This is a genomic window from Bosea sp. (in: a-proteobacteria) (genome assembly GCF_023953965.1).
Lineage (GTDB): Bacteria > Pseudomonadota > Alphaproteobacteria > Rhizobiales > Beijerinckiaceae > Allobosea.
In genome coordinates, this window is sequence record NZ_JAMLIX010000001.1 from 1089462 (window position 1) to 1107653 (window position 18192).

At 69.5% G+C, this 18192-nt stretch carries 14 protein-coding genes; 4 read left to right on the forward strand and 10 right to left on the reverse strand.

Features of this window, described 5'->3' with window-relative positions:
- Positions 1 to 6 precede the first annotated feature (6 nt).
- Positions 7 to 798 (forward strand): enoyl-CoA hydratase/isomerase family protein, encoded by a 792-nt coding sequence (locus M9917_RS05125; protein WP_297251478.1) that lies wholly within the window; start codon positions 7 to 9, stop codon positions 796 to 798.
- Positions 799 to 828: 30 nt separating this feature from the next.
- Positions 829 to 2403, forward strand: a complete 1575-nt coding sequence (locus M9917_RS05130) for a thiamine pyrophosphate-binding protein (RefSeq protein WP_297251480.1) — start codon at positions 829 to 831, stop codon at positions 2401 to 2403.
- Between the two features lie 21 nt (positions 2404 to 2424).
- Here M9917_RS05130 and gyrB read toward each other — a convergent pair whose 3' ends face one another.
- The 9 genes from gyrB to mutM form a co-directional block, all read right to left on the reverse strand.
- Complete coding sequence (gyrB, locus tag M9917_RS05135; RefSeq protein ID WP_297251482.1) at positions 2425 to 4863, reverse strand: DNA topoisomerase (ATP-hydrolyzing) subunit B; 2439 nt, start codon at positions 4861 to 4863, stop codon at positions 2425 to 2427.
- 233 nt (positions 4864 to 5096) lie between these two features.
- On the reverse strand, positions 5097 to 6935 hold the full coding sequence (gene recQ, locus M9917_RS05140) for a DNA helicase RecQ (protein WP_297251484.1): 1839 nt from the start codon (positions 6933 to 6935) through the stop codon (positions 5097 to 5099).
- Between the two features lie 64 nt (positions 6936 to 6999).
- Positions 7000 to 8124, reverse strand: a complete 1125-nt coding sequence (recF, locus tag M9917_RS05145; RefSeq protein ID WP_297251486.1) for a DNA replication/repair protein RecF — start codon at positions 8122 to 8124, stop codon at positions 7000 to 7002.
- Between the two features lie 4 nt (positions 8125 to 8128).
- Entirely contained in the window at positions 8129 to 9244 is a 1116-nt protein-coding gene (gene dnaN, locus M9917_RS05150) for a DNA polymerase III subunit beta (RefSeq protein ID WP_297251488.1), read from the reverse strand.
- A 144-nt stretch (positions 9245 to 9388) separates the two neighbouring features.
- Positions 9389 to 10906 (reverse strand): chromosomal replication initiator protein DnaA, encoded by a 1518-nt coding sequence (gene dnaA, locus M9917_RS05155; RefSeq protein WP_297251490.1) that lies wholly within the window; start codon positions 10904 to 10906, stop codon positions 9389 to 9391.
- 748 nt (positions 10907 to 11654) lie between these two features.
- The gene (gene rpsT, locus M9917_RS05160) at positions 11655 to 11921 is read right to left on the reverse strand and encodes a 30S ribosomal protein S20 (protein ID WP_297251493.1); all 267 of its coding nucleotides are present in this window, start codon (positions 11919 to 11921) and stop codon (positions 11655 to 11657) included.
- Positions 11922 to 12099: 178 nt separating this feature from the next.
- Complete coding sequence (locus tag M9917_RS05165) at positions 12100 to 13074, reverse strand: threo-3-hydroxy-L-aspartate ammonia-lyase (protein WP_297251495.1); 975 nt, start codon at positions 13072 to 13074, stop codon at positions 12100 to 12102.
- A gap of 42 nt (positions 13075 to 13116) precedes the next feature.
- Complete coding sequence (locus M9917_RS05170; RefSeq protein ID WP_297251497.1) at positions 13117 to 13890, reverse strand: enoyl-CoA hydratase; 774 nt, start codon at positions 13888 to 13890, stop codon at positions 13117 to 13119.
- 179 nt (positions 13891 to 14069) lie between these two features.
- Positions 14070 to 14960 (reverse strand): bifunctional DNA-formamidopyrimidine glycosylase/DNA-(apurinic or apyrimidinic site) lyase, encoded by an 891-nt coding sequence (mutM, locus tag M9917_RS05175; protein WP_297251499.1) that lies wholly within the window; start codon positions 14958 to 14960, stop codon positions 14070 to 14072.
- A 100-nt stretch (positions 14961 to 15060) separates the two neighbouring features.
- Between mutM and ubiE the strand changes: the two genes are divergently transcribed.
- Both ubiE and ubiB read left to right on the forward strand, forming a co-directional pair.
- Positions 15061 to 15822 carry a bifunctional demethylmenaquinone methyltransferase/2-methoxy-6-polyprenyl-1,4-benzoquinol methylase UbiE gene (gene ubiE / locus M9917_RS05180; protein ID WP_297251501.1) on the forward strand — a complete coding sequence of 254 codons (762 nt, stop codon included), beginning with the start codon at positions 15061 to 15063 and terminating at the stop codon, positions 15820 to 15822.
- Between the two features lie 25 nt (positions 15823 to 15847).
- Positions 15848 to 17404 carry a 2-polyprenylphenol 6-hydroxylase gene (ubiB, locus tag M9917_RS05185; protein ID WP_297251503.1) on the forward strand — a complete coding sequence of 519 codons (1557 nt, stop codon included), beginning with the start codon at positions 15848 to 15850 and terminating at the stop codon, positions 17402 to 17404.
- 58 nt (positions 17405 to 17462) lie between these two features.
- On the opposite strand, the gene M9917_RS05190 is transcribed toward ubiB, so the two are convergent.
- A complete protein-coding gene (locus M9917_RS05190) occupies positions 17463 to 18008 on the reverse strand; it encodes a GcrA family cell cycle regulator (protein ID WP_297254709.1) in 546 nt (181 codons plus the stop codon).
- Positions 18009 to 18192 lie beyond the last annotated feature (184 nt).

Sequence of the window (18192 nt, forward strand, 5' to 3'; positions counted from 1 at the left end):
TGATCGATGGCCGAAAGCGACGCTTCTCCCGTTCTGCTGACGATCGAGGACGGCCTGGCAACCGTCGTCCTGAACCGTCCCAACCAGCTGAACGCGATCAACCGGGCGATGCGAGCCGCCTTTCGGGAGGCCTTTCAGCGGATCGAAGCCGATCAGAGCGTCAAATGCGCCATGATCACCGGCGCGGGGCCGCGCGCCTTCTCGACCGGCGCGGATCTGAAGGAGATCGGCAACCGGACGCCGATGCAGCGCCGGGAGGTCGCCGCCGAGGAGCCGTCGGCCGTCGTCCGCGCCTTCCCGAAGCCGGTCATCGCGGCGATCCGCGGCTATGCCTTCGGCGGCGGGCTGGAAATCGCCCTGGCCTGCGACCTCAGGGTCGCGGCGGACAACGCCGTCTTCTGCTTTCCCGAGATAACGCATGGCTGGTTTCCCGCAGCCGGCGGCACGCAGGCCCTGCCCCGCCTGGTCGGCATGGGCAAGGCGATGGAGATGATCCTGACCGGCCGCCGGATGGCGGCGCCGGAAGCGCTGGCGAGCGGGCTCGTCAACGCGGTTTTCGCCGATGCCGAATTCGAGGCCGGGGCGCGGACGCTGGCGGCGGACATCGCCAGGCATCGGCTCGGCGCGCTCGTCCTCGCGAAGGCAGCGCTTCGCATGGCCGAACGGGCGGGCTCCGACATCGGATTGCTCTACGAGAAGGAGCTCGGCGCCCTGTCCTACACGCTGGAAGGACGCGCCGAGGCCTTGTCGGCCTTCGCCGGGCGAAACCAGGGCCGCGGTTCGAAAGCCGGCCCCTGAGATCATCGTGATCCTGAGATCGGCCCAGACATGACCAGCAATATTCAGGCGGTATCGGATGTCCTGATCGCGAACGGAGCCTCGGCCCTGTTCGGGCTGATGGGCAATGGCAATCTCGATTTCATCGCCGACATGATCGACCGCTGCGGCATCCGCTATGTCAGCGTGCGCCATGAAAGCGCCGCCGTCGCCGCCGCCGACGGCTATGCGCGCGCCGGCGGCGGCATCGGGCTCGCGACCGTGACCCATGGCCCCGGCTTCACCAACGCCCTGACCGCGCTCGTGACCGCGCGCCGGGCGGCGACCCCGCTGGTCCTGATCACCGGCAGCGCGATGGGCTACACGCAGCGCAGCACGCAACGCCTCGATCACGGCAAGGTGGCGGCGGCATTGGGTGTTCCGGTGATCGCGCCCGCGCCCGACGGCGACTGGGCGGCGGCGGCCAGCGAAGCCCTGCGGCAGGCGTCGGAGGGGGCGGTGCTTCTGGATCTGCCGGCCGAAGCGATGCGCCGCCCCGCAAGCACCCAGCCGGTCCCGGCCGCCCCTCATCCCGTTTTGCCGGCTCCCGAGCTCGCGGCCGTCACCCGGGCGGCCCAATGGCTCACCCAGGCCGAGCGGCTGATGATCGTGGCCGGCCGTGGCGCAGCCCGCTCGAACCTGCGCGAGCGGCTGATCGCGCTCGGCCGCCGGCATGGCGCGCGGTTCGGTACGACGCTGGCGGCGAAGGGGTATTTCCACGGCGTGGCGGGCGATGTCGGCATCATCGGCGGCCTCGCCGGTCCGGAGAGCGTGGCGGCGTGCCGCGACTGCGATGTCGCGCTCGTCGTCGGCGCGAGCCTGAACGGGTACACGACCGAGCATGGCACGCTCCTGTCCTCGTCCAGGGTGATCCGCCTCGACATAAACCCGCAAGCCCCGGCGACGATCGGCATCGCGCTGAGCCTGCCCGGCGATCCGGCGTCCACGCTGCGGGCGATCGAGGCCTTGTGCGGGCCTGCCGTTTCGGAGCTCGCGCCCTGGGAAATCGGCTCCTTTCAGCCGAACCCGGCAAAATCCGTCGAATGGCCGACGCCGATTTTCGAGCTGCTGGATCGGCTCGTTCCCGGCGAGCGGACCGTCGTGTTCGATCACGGCGACCACGCAACCGCCGCGCTGTCGCATTTCCACGCCAACGACCCCTCGCAGTCGATCTTCATGACGGATTTCGGCAGCCTCGGGCTTGCGGTCGCCGCGGCGATCGGGGCCGCGACCGCCCACCCGAAGCGGCGCACAGTGGCGATCCTCGGCGATGGCGGCCTGATGATGTCGCTGCCGGAAATCGACACGCTCGCCCGCAGCGGAACCAACGTCCTCGCGGTCGTCGTCAACGACGGCGTCTATGGAGCGGAGTATCCGCATCTGATCGCGCTGGGCGCCTCGCTCGAACCGGCCGCGTTCAGCCGGTCCAGGCCGATCCAAGGCGTTGCGGACGCTCTTGGAATCCGCAGCATGTCGATTCGCGAAGGCGACAATCTCGCCGCGATCGACGCCTTCGTTCTCGATGCGGAATCACCCGCCTTGCTCGAGATCATCTGCGCGCCACCTTCCAGCGGAAGCGCGGCATAGCGGCCCGACAGCCCGGGCCGATCAGATATCGACCGTGGCGTTGAGCGCATTGGTCTGGATGAATTCGCGCCGCGGCTCGACCACGTCGCCCATCAGCTTGACGAAGAGATCGTCGGCCTCGTCGTTCTGGTCGTTCTTGACGCGCAGGAGCGAGCGCACGTCGCGGTCGAGCGTGGTCTCCCAGAGCTGGTCGGGGTTCATCTCGCCGAGCCCCTTGTAGCGCTGCAGCGAGACGCCCTTCCGGCCGATGGCCGAGACCGCCTCGAACAGGTCGCTGGGACCATTGACGGTGAAATCGTCGCCCTTGCGGGTGAGCACGCCGGGCTTGGCATAGGCTTCCTGCAGCGAGGCCGCCGCCGCGTCGAGCTTGCGGGCGTCGGTGCTGGCGAGGAGGCCCGCATCGATCGTCGCCGCCTGCTTCACGCCGCGGATCATGCGCGAGAAGACGAAGCCGCCCTCGCTGACCTTGCCCTCCCAGCCGCGCTCCAGCTCGTCGGAGATCGTGTCGAGCCGGCGCGCGATCTGCGCCGCCGCCGCGTTCGCCTCTCCCGCATCGTCCTCGTTGACCGGATGCAGCACGCCGGCGATCGCCATCTGCTCGACGATGCGGCGATCATAGCGCGAATGCAGCTGCGCCAGCGCATTGCGGACGGCGCGGGCCTCCTCGATCAGGACGCGCAGATCGGCGCCGGCGCGCTCGACGCCCTCGCTGGTGCGGAAGACGGCGCCGTCGAGCGTGGAATCGATCAGGTATTCCTCCAGCGCCCGTTCGTCCTTGAGGTAGACATGGCTCTTGCCGCGCGTCGCCTTGTAGAGCGGCGGCTGGGCGATGAAGAGATGGCCGGCATCGATCAGCTCCGGCATCTGCCGGAAGAAGAAGGTCAAGAGCAGCGTGCGGATATGGGCGCCGTCGACATCGGCGTCGGTCATGATGATGATCTTGTGGTAACGCAGCTTCTGGAGGTTGAAGCCGCCCTGCTCGGCATCGGCCCGCCCGATCCCGGCGCCCAGAGCCGTGATCAGCGTGCCGACCTGGTCGGAGGACAGCATCTTGTCGAAGCGCGCCCGCTCGACATTGAGGATTTTTCCGCGCAGCGGCAGCACCGCCTGATACTCGCGCGCACGGCCCTGCTTGGCCGAGCCGCCGGCCGAATCGCCCTCGACGATGAAGAGCTCGGACTTGGCCGGGTCGCGCTCCTGACAATCCGCGAGCTTGCCCGGCAGCGAGGCGATGTCGAGCGCGCCCTTGCGGCGGGTCAGGTCGCGCGCCTTGCGGGCGGCCTCGCGGGCGGCGGCGGCTTCGGCGACCTTGCCGACGATGGTCCTGGCCTCGTTCGGATGCTCCTCCAGCCATTCGGAGAGCGCCTGGTTGACGATGTTCTCGACCACGGGCCGCACCTCGGAGGAGACCAGCTTGTCCTTGGTCTGCGAGGAGAATTTCGGATCGGGCACCTTGACCGAGACGATCGCGGTCAGCCCCTCGCGGCAATCGTCGCCGGTGAGCGAGACCTTCTCCTTCTTGGCTATCCCCGAGCTTTCGGCATAGCCGGTGATCTGGCGCGTCAGCGCGGCGCGGAAGCCCGCCAGATGCGTGCCGCCGTCGCGTTGCGGGATGTTGTTGGTGAAGCAGAGCACGTTCTCGTGGTAGCTGTCGTTCCACCAGAGCGCGACGTCGACGGTGATGCCGTCCTTCACCGCGACGAGCATGATCGGCTTCTCGATCACCGCCGTCTTGGCCCGGTCGAGATAGCGCACGAAGGCTTCGACGCCGCCCTCGTACATCAATTCCTCGCGCACGATCTCGGCACGGCGGGCATCGGTCAGGACGATGCGCACGCCCGAATTCAGGAAGGCGAGCTCGCGCAGGCGATGCTCCAGCGTCTTGTAGTCGAACTCCACCATGGTGAAGGTCTCCTGCGAGGGCAGGAAGGTCACCTCGGTGCCGCGCCTGTCGCCCTGCGGGCCGACGACGGAAAGCGGCGCCAGCGCCTCGCCATGGCGGAATTCCATGAAGTGCTCGTGCCCGCCGCGCCAGATCCTGAGCTTGAGCGAGACCGAGAGCGCGTTGACGACCGAGACGCCGACGCCGTGCAGGCCGCCGGAGACCTTGTAGGAGTTCTGGTCGAACTTACCGCCGGCATGGAGCTGGGTCATGATGACCTCGGCGGCCGAGATGCCTTCCTCGCTGTGGATATCGGTGGGGATGCCGCGTCCGTTGTCGGTCACGGTGACCGAGCCGTCGGCGTTCAGCGTCACGGTGACGCGATCGGCATGGCCGGCCAGCGCCTCGTCGATGGCGTTGTCGACGACCTCGTAGACCATGTGGTGCAGGCCGGAGCCGTCGTCGGTGTCGCCGATATACATGCCGGGCCGCTTGCGGACGGCGTCCAGGCCCTTGAGAACCTTGATGGAATCGGCGCCGTAGTCGTCGGGCTGGGCGCTGAGCGCGGCATCGGTCATGAAACGGTCCTTGGACGGGCGAGCGAGCGCCCGCGATGATGCTGATTCGAAACGACAATATAGGATGGGACGATGGCTTTTTCACGCGCATACGCGTGTGCGCGTGCGTGGGGCGCAGGCATCTCTCTCCCAGATCATCGCGCGTCCTACCGGACGCGGCAGCGATGCTCTATCTCATTGCTGGAGCATCGGATTTTTCCGAAAAGTGGATTCCACTTTTCGCATCCGACGCTCTAGCCGCGAAACGCCGCGATCGCCTCGATGAAGGTCTCACCGTACTGCGCGAGCTTGCGCTCGCCGACGCCTTCGATCGCACGCATCTCGTCGAGGCCGAGCGGACGCTCGCGCGCCATGGCGATGAGCGTCCGGTCGGTGAAGATGATATAGGCCGCCACGCCCTCGTCGCGGGCGAGCTGGAGCCTGAGCTTGCGCAGATGCTCGAACAGCGCCGCCGTGTCCTCGTCGAGCCCGTCGGCGCGGGCCGGCTCACGCTCGCCGCGGCGGGCGCGCCTCTCCGCGAAGGGATCGGCCCTCAGCGAAATGCTCTCGCGCCCGAACAGGATGTCCTCGCCCCTCGGCGTCAATTTGAAGCCGCCGTGCTCGATGCTCGCCTCCGCCAGCGCTCCGGCCGCGAAGAGCTTGCGCGCCAGCCCCATCCAGGCGGTCTTCGGCTTGTCCGTGCCTACGCCGAAGGTCTTCAGCCCGTCATGGTTCTGGCGGCGGATCGCCTCGGTCACCGAGCCGGTCAGGATGTCGGCGAGATGGCCGGCGCCGAAGCGCTGGCCGGTGCGGATCACCGCCGAGAGCAGCTTTCGCGCATCGAGCGTCGCGTCGTTGAGCGCCGGCGCCTCGGTGCCGCAGAGATCGCACCGGAAGGGCGCGTCGCCATGCCGGCAGGGCGGCGTCTCCTCGCCGAAATAGGCGAGCAGCGCGCTGCGCCGGCAGAGCGCGTTCTCGCAGAGATCGATCATCGCGTTGAGGCGCTTGTGCTCAATGCGCCGGCGCTCGTCGTCGATCGGCTTCTCGTCGATCTGGCGGCGCCTGAGCGCCATGTCGTCGACGCCGTAGAGGGTGAGCGTATCGGCCGGCAAGCCGTCGCGGCCGGCCCGCCCGATCTCCTGGTAATAGCCCTCGATCGAGCCGGGCATGTCGGCATGGACGACGAAGCGGACATCGGGCTTGTTGATGCCCATGCCGAAGGCGATGGTGGCGCAGACGACGACGCCGTCCTCCTGCAGGAAGACGTCCTGGTTGCGGTTGCGCTCCGCCTGCTCCAGCCCGGCATGGTAGGGCAGGGCGTTCCAGCCCTTCTCGCTTAAGCCCGCGGCGAGGCGCTCGGTCTTGCTGCGCGAAGCGCAGTAGACGATGCCGGAGCCCGAGCGGTGGCGGCGCAGGAAATCGTCGATCTGGCGGCGCGGCTGCTCCTTCGGCGCGAAAGCTAGCTTCAGGTTCGGCCGGTCGAAGGAATGCACCACCATGCGCGGCGGCCGGGGGAAGAGCTGCTGGGCGATATCTGCCTGGGTCTGCCGGTCGGCGGTCGCGGTCAGCGCCGTCACCGGCACGCCGCCCAAGGCCTCGCGCGCCTTGGCGAGCAGGCGGTATTCCGGCCGGAAGTCATGGCCCCATTGCGAGACGCAATGCGCCTCGTCGATGGCGAGCCGGTTGACGCCGAGGCGCTGCAGCCGGCCGATCAGGCCCTCCCCTGCCAGCCGCTCGGGCGAGACGAAGAGCAGCCTGAGATCGCCCGCGTTGAGCTTGTCCCAGGCCCGCGCGGCCTCCTCCTCGCTGTTCATCGAGTTGAGCGAGGCTGCCGGCACGCCGGCCCGCACGAGCTGGCCGACCTGGTCGCGCATCAACGCGATCAGCGGCGAAACGACGAGGGTGAGACCGCCCGCGACCAGCGCCGGCAGCTGGTAGCACATCGATTTGCCGGAGCCGGTCGGCATCACGGCGAAGACGTCCTCGCCGGCGAGCGCGGCTTCGATCACCTCCCACTGGCCGGGGCGGAAATCATCGTAGCCCCACACCGTTTTGAGGATGGCGCGGGCGTCTGATTCGCGGGATGGCGACATGAGGAAGGATGTGCCGCAGCTTTGCCGGCAAGGCCAGTGCGGATTGCGCGGCGCTGCCCGCGCCCTATTCCACGACCGCGCGCCCCGGCTCGACGCGGACGCGCTCCGCGCCCATCGGCAGGTCGGCGAACAGCGCCGCATCGGCGCCGGTCATCCAGATTTGGCAGCCGAGCCCCGTCAGCCCCTCATAGAGCGCCGCGCGCCGGCGCGGATCGAGATGGGCGGCGATCTCGTCGAGCAGCACCAGCGGCGCGATGCCGCTCATCGCAGCGACGAGCCGCGCATGGGCGAGCACGAGCCCGATCAGCAGCGCCTTCTGCTCGCCGGTCGAGCCTTGGCCTGCCGGGATGTGCTTGAGGCCGTGCCGGACCTCGAGATCGGAGGCTTGCGGGCCGGCGAGCGTGCGCCCCGCCGCCCGGTCGCGGTTGCGTCCCTGGCGCAGCAGGCCGCGGTAGGCGTCCTCGGCATCGAGCGCCGGCAGGCGCGCGACGAGGCCGTCGATCTCGCCCACGAGCGTGATCAGGGCGTGCGGGAAGGGCGAGGCGTCGTCGCGCGTCTCGGCGATGATGGCGGAAAGCCTCGCCACCGTCTCGGCGCGGGCGGCGGCGACGGCGACGCCGAGCTCGGCGACCTCGCGCTCGACAGCGTCGAGCCACTGGCCCTGGCCGGGGCTTTCCTCGAGGATGCGGTTGCGCGAGCGCAGCGCCCGTTCGAGCGCGTTCGAGCGGGTGGCGTGGCCGGGGTCGATCGCCAGCACCAGCCGGTCGAGGAAGCGGCGGCGCTCGCCGGCGGCGCCGCGGAACAGCCCGTCGAGATCGGGCGTCAGCCAGACCACGCGCAGATGATCGCTGAAGGCGAGCGCCGAGCCGACGCTGGCACCGTCGATGCGGGCAAGCCGCGGCCGGCGGCCCTCGGGGTCGGCGGGCCCGAGGCCGAAGCCGAGCCGGCCGGCCTCCTCGGCCAGCGTGACCGAGGCGGCGAAGGCGCCGCCGCCGCCCTGGCGCGCCATCGCCGTAAGCTCGGCGCGGCGCAGGCCGCGGCCCGGCGTGAACAGCGAGAGCGCTTCGAGGATATTGGTCTTGCCCGCCCCGTTCTCGCCGACGAGCGCGACGATTTGACCCCCGACCGGCAGGTCGAGGGTCTCGTAGGAGCGGAAATCCTGGAGGATCAGGCGCGCGACGGCGGCCACTTGATCAGACGCGCATCGGCATCAGCACATAGAGCGCGGAGGCGCCTTCGCGATCCTGGATCACGGTCGGCGAGCCCGGATCGGCGAGCTTGAGCAACGCGGTATCGCCATCGAGCTGGGCGGCGATGTCCATGAGATAGCGGGCGTTGAAGCCGATATCGAGCGGGCTTGCCTCGTAATCGACCTCGATCTCCTCGGTCGCGGAGCCCGAATCCGGGTTGGTGACGGAGAGCGTCATGCGCCGGTCGGCCATGGAGAGCTTCACCGCCCGGCCGCGCTCGGAGGAGATCGTCGAGACGCGGTCGACGGATGCGGCGAAATCGCCCTTGTCGACGGTGAGCCGCTTGTCGTTGCCGCTCGGGATGACGCGCTGGTAATCCGGGAAGGTGCCGTCGATCAGCTTCGAGGTCAGCACGACTCCGGCGGTGGCGACGCGGATCTTGGACGCCGAGAGCTCGACCGCGACCTCGCTCTCGCCGTCCTCCAGCAGCTTCTGGATCTCGGCGACGGCCTTGCGCGGCACGATGACGCCCGGCATGCCGACCGAGCCCTGCGGGGCGGCGGTGTCGACGCGGGCGAGCCGGTGGCCGTCGGTCGCGACAGCGCGCAGCACCGGGCGGCCGTCGACATCGACGGTGTGGAGATAGATGCCGTTGAGATAGTAGCGCGTCTCCTCGGTCGAGATCGCGAACTGGGTCTTGTCGATCAGGCGCTTGAGCTCGCCGGCCGGCAGCACGAAGCGATGCGCCATCTCGCCGGCGGTGATGTCGGGGAAATCGCTTTCGGGCAGCGTCTGGAGCTGGAAGCGCGAGCGCCCGGAGCGCAGCGTGAGCCCGGTGTCGCCGGTGGTCTCCAGCGAGATCTGGGCGCCGTCGGGCAGCTTGCGGACGATGTCGTAGAGGGTGTGGGCCGGAACGGTCGTCGCGCCGGGCTCGGCCACATCGGCGGGGATCGTCTCCACCACCTCGATGTCGAGATCGGTCGCCTTGAGGCGCAGGCCCGCGTCGCCGGCCCCGAGCAGCAGGTTCGACAGGATCGGGATGGTGTTGCGGCGCTCCACCACGCGATGGACGTGGCCGAGCGACTTGAGCAGCGTGGAACGTTCGACCGTGACCTTCATGATTGCCTAGTCTTCTGGCGCTGGCCGCCCGCATGCGGGCCGCATGAGTGGCCGGCGACATTGCCGGAGCCCGCGCGCGGGCGCAAGGGCCGCGCGCCCGGGCAACCATAATGATTTGACGGAAACAGCGCTCCCCGGGGGCGTTCACTCCTGGAGCATGCGCTTCAGCAGGTCGACCTCGTCATGCAGCGAGCGGTCCTCGCTGATCGCCTTCTCGATCTTGCGCACGGCGTGCAGCACCGTGGTGTGGTCGCGCCCGCCGAAGCGGCGGCCGATCTCGGGCAGCGAGCGCGGCGTCAGCGCCTTCGACAGATACATCGCGATCTGGCGCGGCTTCACCACCGCCGCGGTGCGCCGCTCGGAGAGGATGTCGGCGCGGCTGACATTGTAGCGCGTCGCCACCAGCTTCTGGATGTCCTCGATCTTGACGCGGCGCGGCTCGCGCGTCCGGACCAGATCGCGGATCGCCGCCTCCGCCGTCTCCAGCGTCACCGGCTGGCCGGAGAGCGTGGCGTGGGCGAGCAGGCGGTTGGCGGCGCCGTCGAGGTCGCGGCCATTGGTTGCGACGACGCGGGCGACATAGGCGACGACGTCCGGGCCGACCTGGAAGCTCGGATGGGCGCCGTGCAGCGCCTCGAGCCGGCTCGCCAGGATCCTGGCCCTGAGCGCCTCGTCGAGCGCGCCGACCTCGACCACGAGCCCGCCGCCGAGCCGCGAACGGATGCGCTCGTCGAGCGCCTCGAGCTCCCCGGCCAGCCGGTCGCCGGCGACGACGATCTGCTTGCCGGCATCGAGCAGCGCGTTGATGGTGTGGCCGAATTCCTGCTGGATAGACTTGCCCTGGATGAACTGCACGTCGTCGACGACGAGCAGGTCGATGCCGCGCAGCTTCTCCTTGAAGGCGAGCGCGGTCTGCGACTTCAGCGCCGCGACGAAGCCGTACATGAAGCGGTCGGCGGTGAAATAGGCGACGCGCTTGCCCTGGCGGCGGGCTTCCTGCGCGATCGCCTGCAGGAGATGCGTCTTGCCGAGACCGACGCCGGCATGGAGATAGAGCGGGTTATAGGGGCTCTGGCCGGCGGGCGCGGCGGCGATGCGCTCGGCCGCCGCGAAGGCGAGCTGGTTCGACTTGCCGACGACGAAGCTCAGGAAGCTCAGCCGCCGGTCGAGCGCGGTGCCGCAGGCATCGACGAGGTCGCCCTCGCCGGCTTGCGACCCGCCGGTCCGCGCGGCGAGGCCGGCCTCGGCCGGGGCGGAGCTCGCCACGGCGGGGCGGCTCAGCACGCCGGCCTCGCCGCGCGGTCCCGACGCGGCATCGCGCGAGACCGTGCGCACCGAAAGCATGACGCCGTTCGGCGCCGGCAGCTCGGCCATGCAGTTCACCCGCAGGCGCTCGGTGTAATGCGCCTCGAGCCAGCTCTTCAGGAAACGGGTCGGCACGGTCAGGCAGGCGACGCCGCCGGCGATGTCGGCGAGCTCGAGCCGCCCGAACCAGCTCGAGAAGACATCCTCGCCGAGCTCGGCCCGCAGGCGCCGGCGCACGCGCTCCCATGCCTCCTGAATCGCAACCTCCTCCACCGCGACGCAGGCGGTGTCCTCCGCGACGATCGTCACCACCGGCGTCGTCTCGACCGCATCCCCGAAATCCTGCCGTTCGAACATCAATGGCCTCGTCCTTGAAAATGCATGAGAGCCGCAGCACGGCCGCCGTTCCGGCGCCGCCATCCGGCCAAAACGGTCCTGAGTCCCGGCGGGCGCGAACGCGCTCCGGCAGGCTCCGGCTCCGGTACTGTCGATTACGCCTGGAAGGCTCGCCGCAGGACGACGCCACCCTTCATCCCGATTGAAAAAGACAAAGGGATCACATCCTCCAACCCCCATGGTCGCGAGCCAAAACGCTGGTCATCTTTCGGAAATCGCGGGGCGGTCATTGCTGTCCGCCCGGCGACGAGAGGGACCTTACAAGGCGCCCTCGACGGGCTGCAATACGCCATTGCGGATTGGCCCCCTCCCAGCCGCCGCAGCCGGCGCGAGGGCCCGCCGCAATTGGTTGGGGAACTTAAGATTTTCTTGATGCCCCGGCGCGCGGGCACGCCCGAATCTTTTTTTTCAGGCCACCGGAAAGCCCGTCGCAGAGTCATCACGATTCCGCGGCCCAAAATCCTTTGCCTGCTAAGATAATGAAAAACATGGCCTTTTCATGTGCGGTGGAGTCCGCCCCGGAGCCCGATTCCGCACCCTGAGAGGCGCTCCGGAGTCAAGCCTGCAAAGCTGTGGAAATCTCGCAAAATTAACTTGCGGGCAGATTTGCAACGCTCCCGGCAGGGCGGCGGCGGAGCGTCCGGGACCAACGAAAAAGCCCGGCCTCACGGCCGGGCTTTTTCGTCTCGGAACGATCGAGACGTCAGGCTCAGGAAGCCAGGGCGCCGATCCGGTGTGCCAGGCGCGAGACCTTGCGCGAGGCGGTGTTCTTGTGGACCACGCCCTTCTGGGCGGCGCGCATGATCTCCGGCTGGGCGGCCTTCAGCGCCGCGGCGGCGCCGGACTTGTCGCCGGAGGCGATCGCCTCCTCGACCTTGCGCAGGAAGGTGCGCATCCGCGAGCGGCGCGCCTTGTTGACCTCGGTGCGCCGCGCGATCTTGCGCGCAGCCTTCTTGGCCGACGTCGTATTGGCCATCGAATACGTCCTCGTCTTCATCGCGTCCGGTCGCCCGGCGTCATTGCCGGCGGGCCTGGCCGCATCCCTGCTGGAAAAAGGCGCGCGGCGGCCGAGCTTGCGCGGGCCGCCGCGAATGGCGTGGCTATAGTCGCTCGCGAACCCGCCGTCAACGCCGGAATCGGCGCGGGCTCGGCCCTCACGCCGGCGGCGCGATGAAGCGGGCGAAGCTCGCCAGATCGACATTGCCGCCGGAGAGGACGACGCCGACCCGCTTGCCGGCGACCGGAACCGCGCCGGTGAAGGCGGCAGCGGCGGCAAGGCAGCCGGTCGGCTCGACCACGAGCTTCATCCGCTCGGCGAAGAAGCGCATGGCCTCGACGAGGGCGGCGTCGCCGACGGTGACGATATCCTCGACCACGCTCTGGATGATCGGGAAGGTCATCTCGCCGAGGAAGCTGGTCTGCGCCCCATCGGCGATCGTCTTCGGCACGCCGATCGTGACGATCTTGCCCTGGCGAAGCGATTGCTGCCCGTCGTTGCCGGCCTCCGGCTCGACGCCGAAGACCCGGCAGGCCGGGTTGAGCGCCCGGGCGGCCAAGGCCGCGCCGGCGAGCAGGCCGCCGCCGCCGAGCGGCACGAGCAGGATGTCGAGCGGGCCCGCATCCTCGATCAGCTCCTTCGCCGCGGTGCCCTGGCCGGCGATGACGTCGGGGTGATCGTAGGGCGGGATGATCGTCAGCCCGCGCTCGGCGGCGAGGCGCTCGCCGATCGCGAGGCGGTTCTCGGTATAGCGGTCGTAGCGCACGACCTCGCCGCCATAGCCTTGCGTCGCCGCGACCTTCGCGGCCGGCGCGTCGTGCGGCATGATGATCGTGGTCGGCACGCCGAGCAGCCGCCCGGCATAGGCGATGGCCTGGGCGTGGTTGCCCGAGGAGAAGGTGACGACGCCGGCCTTCTTCTGCGGGGCCGCGAGCCGGGCGATCGCATTGTAGCCGCCGCGGAACTTGAAGGCGCCCATGCGCTGCAGATTCTCCGGCTTGAAGACGAGGCTCGCCCCCGTGCGCCGGTTGGCGGTGGCGGAGGTCATCGCCGGCGTGCGATGGGCGACGCCGTTCAGCCGCGCGGCCGCCGCCTCGACATCGGCATAGGTGGGCAGGGTCGTATCGGTCATGGAAGCGCTCACGGGCTGGAACGAAGGGAGGGCGGCGGCCGTTCAGCCGTTGGTGAAATCCGGCTTCCGCTTCCCGGCGAAGGCGGCCATGCCTTCCTTCTGGTCGGCGGTGGCGAAGAGCGAGGCGAAGAGGCGGCGCTCGAAGCGCAGGCCTTCCCGGAGCGTCACCTCGAAGGCGCGCTCGACCGATTCCTTGGCCATCAGCACGGAGGGCAGCGATTTCGAGGCGATCGCCTCGGCCGCCTTCAGCGCCTCGGCCGCGAGGTCGGCGAGCGGCACGACGCGGGCGACGAGGCCGGAACGCTCCGCTTCCTCGGCACCCATCATCCGGCCCGTGAGAATCAGGTCCATCGCCTTGGCCTTGCCGACCGCCCTGGTCAGGCGCTGCGTGCCGCCGGCGCCGGGGATGACGCCGAGATTGATCTCGGGCTGGCCGAACCTGGCATTGTCGGCGGCGATGATGAGATCGCACATCATGGCGAGCTCGCAGCCGCCGCCGAGCGCGAAACCCGCCACCGCCGCGACGATCGGCTTGCGGCGCTGGCCGATGCGATCCCAGACGGTGAATCTGTCGTCGAGATAGGTGCCGGGGAAGCTGCGGCTCTGCATCTCCTTGATATCGGCGCCGGCGGCGAAAGCCTTCTCCGAGCCGGTCAGGACGATGCAGCCGATGCTCGCCTCGGCCTCGAAGCGATCGAGCGCCGCGTCGATCTCGCCGATGAGCCGGCCGTTCAGCGCATTCAGCGCCTCGGGGCGGTTCAGCGTGATCAGCCCGACCCTGCCCTTCGTCTCGACGAGAATGGTCTCATACGCCATGGCGGCCTCCGGATGGTCCTGTGCCGCCAGCTTTAGCGGGGGCGGGGCGGCGAAGTCCATGCCAGCTTGCGCGCATCTGTGCCGTCCCACAGGCGCGCCGTCATCCCAGGGCGACCGCAGGGAGACCCGGGATCGGCGCCGCTTCGCGGCTTGTCCGGGACGACCGTGCGGAGAAGAGGCTACCCGCGCCTCTGGCAGCTTTCGCAATAGAAGGTCGAGCGGCCCGACTGCACCAGCCGCTTCACCAGCCCGCCGCAGCCCGGCGTGACGCAAGGCTCGTCCTCGCGGTCATAGACCTTGAAACGATGCTGGAAATAGCCGAGCGAGCCGTCGGCATGGGCGAAATCGCGCAGCGTCGAGCCGCCGGCGGCGACCGCCTCCTCCAGCACCTCACGGATGATGCGGGCAAGCTCATGCGCCTTTTCGCGCGGGCGGCCGGTCGGCGTCGCGATGCTGCCGGCCTCGGCTTGCGGGTGGAGCCGCGCCCGGAACAGCGCCTCGCAGACATAGATGTTGCCCAGGCCCGCCACGAGTCGCTGGTCGAGCAGCGCGGCCTTCAGCGGCGCGATCTTGCCGCAAAACAGCGCGGCAAGCGCCTCGCCCGAGAGCGCGTTGCCGAGCGGCTCGATGCCCATGCCGGCGAAATGCTTCGAGGTCGCGAGATCGGCGCGCGGCAGCAGGTCCATGAAGCCGAAGCGGCGCACGTCGTTATAGGTGACGCGCGCGCCGGACCCCATCTCGAACACGACATGGTCGTGGATCAGGTGGCGGCCGATCTCGTTGTAATAGGCGCCGGGCTCGACCGGCTTCGTGCCGGGGGCCTCGACGACGAAGCGCCCGCTCATGCCCAGATGCATGACGAGCGCGTTGCCGTCGTCGAGATCGGCGATCAGGTATTTCGCCCGCCGCGACAGCGCCTCGATGCGCCGGCCGGTCAGGCGCGCGGCGAAACGCTCCGGCAGGGGAAAGCGCAGGTCCGGCCGGCGCAGCTCGACGCGGGCGAAGCGCTCGCCCGCCATGGCGGGCTCGAGCCCGCGCCGGACGGTTTCGACCTCGGGGAGCTCGGGCATGAAACAAGACCTTCGTAAAGCCTGCGTCGAGAGGGCCCGCGACAAGACCCTCGCCTTTGGCTATTCATCGCGACAGGCGAACACAAGAGCGGCCCGAAACGTGACAGCAGCTTCCGACACCACCCATTTCGGCTTCGAGACGGTGAGGCTCGCCGAGAAGCAGGCCAAGGTCGACGATGTCTTCCACAAGGTCGCCGAACGCTACGACCTGATGAACGACCTGATGTCGGGGGGGCTGCACCGGGCCTGGAAGAGCGCGCTCCTCACCGCGGTCAACCCGGCGAAGGACCGCCCCTTCCATCATCTCGACGTCGCCGGCGGCACCGGCGACGTCGCCTTCTCCGTGCTGGACGCCGGCGGCCCCGAGACCGAGGTGACGGTGCTCGACATCAACGCCGACATGCTGCGCGTCGGGCGCGAGCGGGCCGGGAAGCGCTTCCCCGAAGACGAGCGCATCCGCTTCGTCCAGGGCAATGCCGAGGCGCTCGGCCTGCCGGACGGGTATTTCGACTGCTACACCATCGCTTTCGGCATCCGGAACGTGCCGCGCATCGACATGGCGCTGGCCGAGGCTTTTCGCGTGCTGAAGCGCGGCGGGCGGTTCCTGTGCCTCGAGTTCAGCCATGTCGACGTGCCGCTCATCGACAAGATCTACGAGAGTTATTCCTTCCGGGTCATCCCGCCGCTGGGGCGGATGGTGACGGGCGATGCCGAGCCCTACCGGTACCTCGTCGAATCGATCCGCAAGTTCCCCAAGCCGCAGGCCTTCGCCGGGATGATCGAGGATGCCGGCTTCCGCCGGGCGAAGTTCACGGCGATGACCGGCGGGGTCGTGGCGCTGCATTCCGGCTGGAAGCTGTGATGCCCGACGCGACCTGCGCCCCGGCATGATCTCCTCCTTCTTCCATATGCTGCGGGGGCTGCGCGTCGGCTTCGTGCTGGCGCGCGAGGGGGCGCTCGCGCTGGTCGACCCTTCCGTGCTGCCGCCGCTGGCGCGCGGGTTGATCCGGCTCGGCCGGCTGATCGAGCGGCGCGGCGCCGGCTCCTCCGCGACCCGGCTCGCGGCGGCGCTGACCCGGCTCGGCCCTTCTTACGTCAAGTTCGGCCAGTTCCTGGCGACGCGGCCCGACGTCGTCGGCATGAAGATCGCGCAGGACCTCTCGGCGCTCCAGGACCGGATGCCCGCCTTCCCGATGGCGCAGGCGCGCGCCATCGTCGAGGCGGCCCATGGCGAGAAGCTGGAGGAGATCTTCCCCGCCTTCAGCGAGCCGGTCGCCGCCGCCTCGATCGCGCAGGTGCATCGCGCCCGGCTGAAGGACGGGCGGGAGGTCGCGGTCAAGCTGCTACGGCCCGGCATCCGCGACCGCTTCAACCGCGACCTCGCGGCGATGCGCTTCGGCGCCGAGATGGCCGAGGCGCGCTCGGCCGAGGCGCGGCGCCTGCGCTTCACCGGCGTGGTCGAGACCTTGGCGCGCTCGGTCGCGATGGAGATGGACCTCAGGCTCGAAGCCGCCGCCCTCTCCGAATTCGCCGAGAACACCAGGGACGATCCCGATTTCCGCGTGCCGGAGCCGGACTGGCAGCTCACCGCGCGCGAGATGCTGGTCGACGAATGGATCGACGGCGTCCGGCTCTCCGACGTCGAGGGCCTCAGCGCCGCCGGCCACGACCTGCCGGAGCTCGCGCGCAAGATCATCCAGTCCTTCCTGAAGCACGCGATCCGCGACGGCTTCTTCCATGCCGACATGCACCCCGGGAACCTGTTCGTCGACGCTGAGGGGCGTCTCGTCGCGGTCGACGGCGGCATCATGGGCCGGCTCGGCCTGAAGGAGCGGCGCTTCCTGGCCGAGATCCTGCTCGGCTTCATCACCCGCGACTATACCCGCGTCGCGCAGGTGCATTTCGAGGCTGGCTATGTCCCGGCCCATCACGACGTCGCCGATTTCGCCCAGGCGATCCGCGCCGTCGGCGAGCCGATCCACGACAGGCGCGCCGACCAGATCTCGATGGCCAAGGTCCTGACCCTGCTCTTCGAGATCACCGGCATGTTCGACATGGCGACGCGCACCGAGCTCGTCATGCTGCAGAAGACCATGGTGGTGGTCGAGGGCGTGGCCCGCACGCTCGATCCCCATCTCGACATGTGGGGCACGGCCGATCCGGTGGTGCGCGACTGGATCACCCACAACCTCGGGCCGATCGGCCGGCTGGAGGAGGCCGGGCGCGGCGCCCGGGCGCTGATCGGCTCGCTGGCGAACCTGCCCGACACGCTCGGCCGGGCCGAACGCGTGCTCGGCCAGCTCGAGGAGGCGTCCCGCCACGGCTTTTCGCTCGACGAGCGCAGCGTCGAGGCGATCGGACGGGCCGAGGCGCGCCGCAACCGCTGGGGCAGCGCCGCGCTGTGGCTGATCGCGGCGCTGATGGCTTACGCGGTGTTCGGCTGAACGGCCAACAAAAAACCGGCCTTCCGGCCGGCTTCCTGCGAACCTTTCAGAATCGAGCTCAGGCCCGGACCCGGCCGCGGTCGCGCCGGCGGTCGGCGGCGGGCTGGTAGGCGATGCGGGCGTGGTGGCCGCAATAGGGCATGCCGGTCTGGGCGCGGGCGCCGCAGAAGCGGAAATCCGGCCGCGTCGGGTCGCCCATCGGCCAGCGGCACATGTATTCGCGCAGATCCATGATGGTGACCCGCTCCGAGAACGGGATCACCACATCCTCGGGTAGCGGCGGGGCTTCGGCTGCGATCTCCGCCGCGGGCGCGAAATCGGGCGCCAGCGCATGGGCGCCGCGCGTCGCGGCCGAAGCCGCGCCGCCCATCGGATGGCTCGGCGGGCGTGCCGCAGGCTTGCGGGGGGCGCTGGCGCGCGCCGCGGCCGGCTGCGCCGTGCTCTTGGCACGGCCCGAGAGGCCGAGGCGGTGGACCTTGCCGATCACCGCGTTGCGCGTGACGCTGCCGAGCTCGGCGGCGATCTGGCTGGCGCTCAGCCCGTCGCTCCAGAGTTTCTTGAGCAGCTCGACGCGTTCGTCCGTCCATGCTCCGGCTTCGTTCATCGGCATCACCTGTCTCGTCCGGCGGGCTCCTGGCAGAGCCCGCTTCAAGGGCGCTTCGTGACGGAATCCGAGACCGGCGGCTTCGTCGCAGGGGACAAAGCCGTTGCTGCCGCAACAGACGGTACAGGAGACGCCGCACGAAATGTCGTATCTGACGCGAGCGACCATACAAGCTGCGGTGACT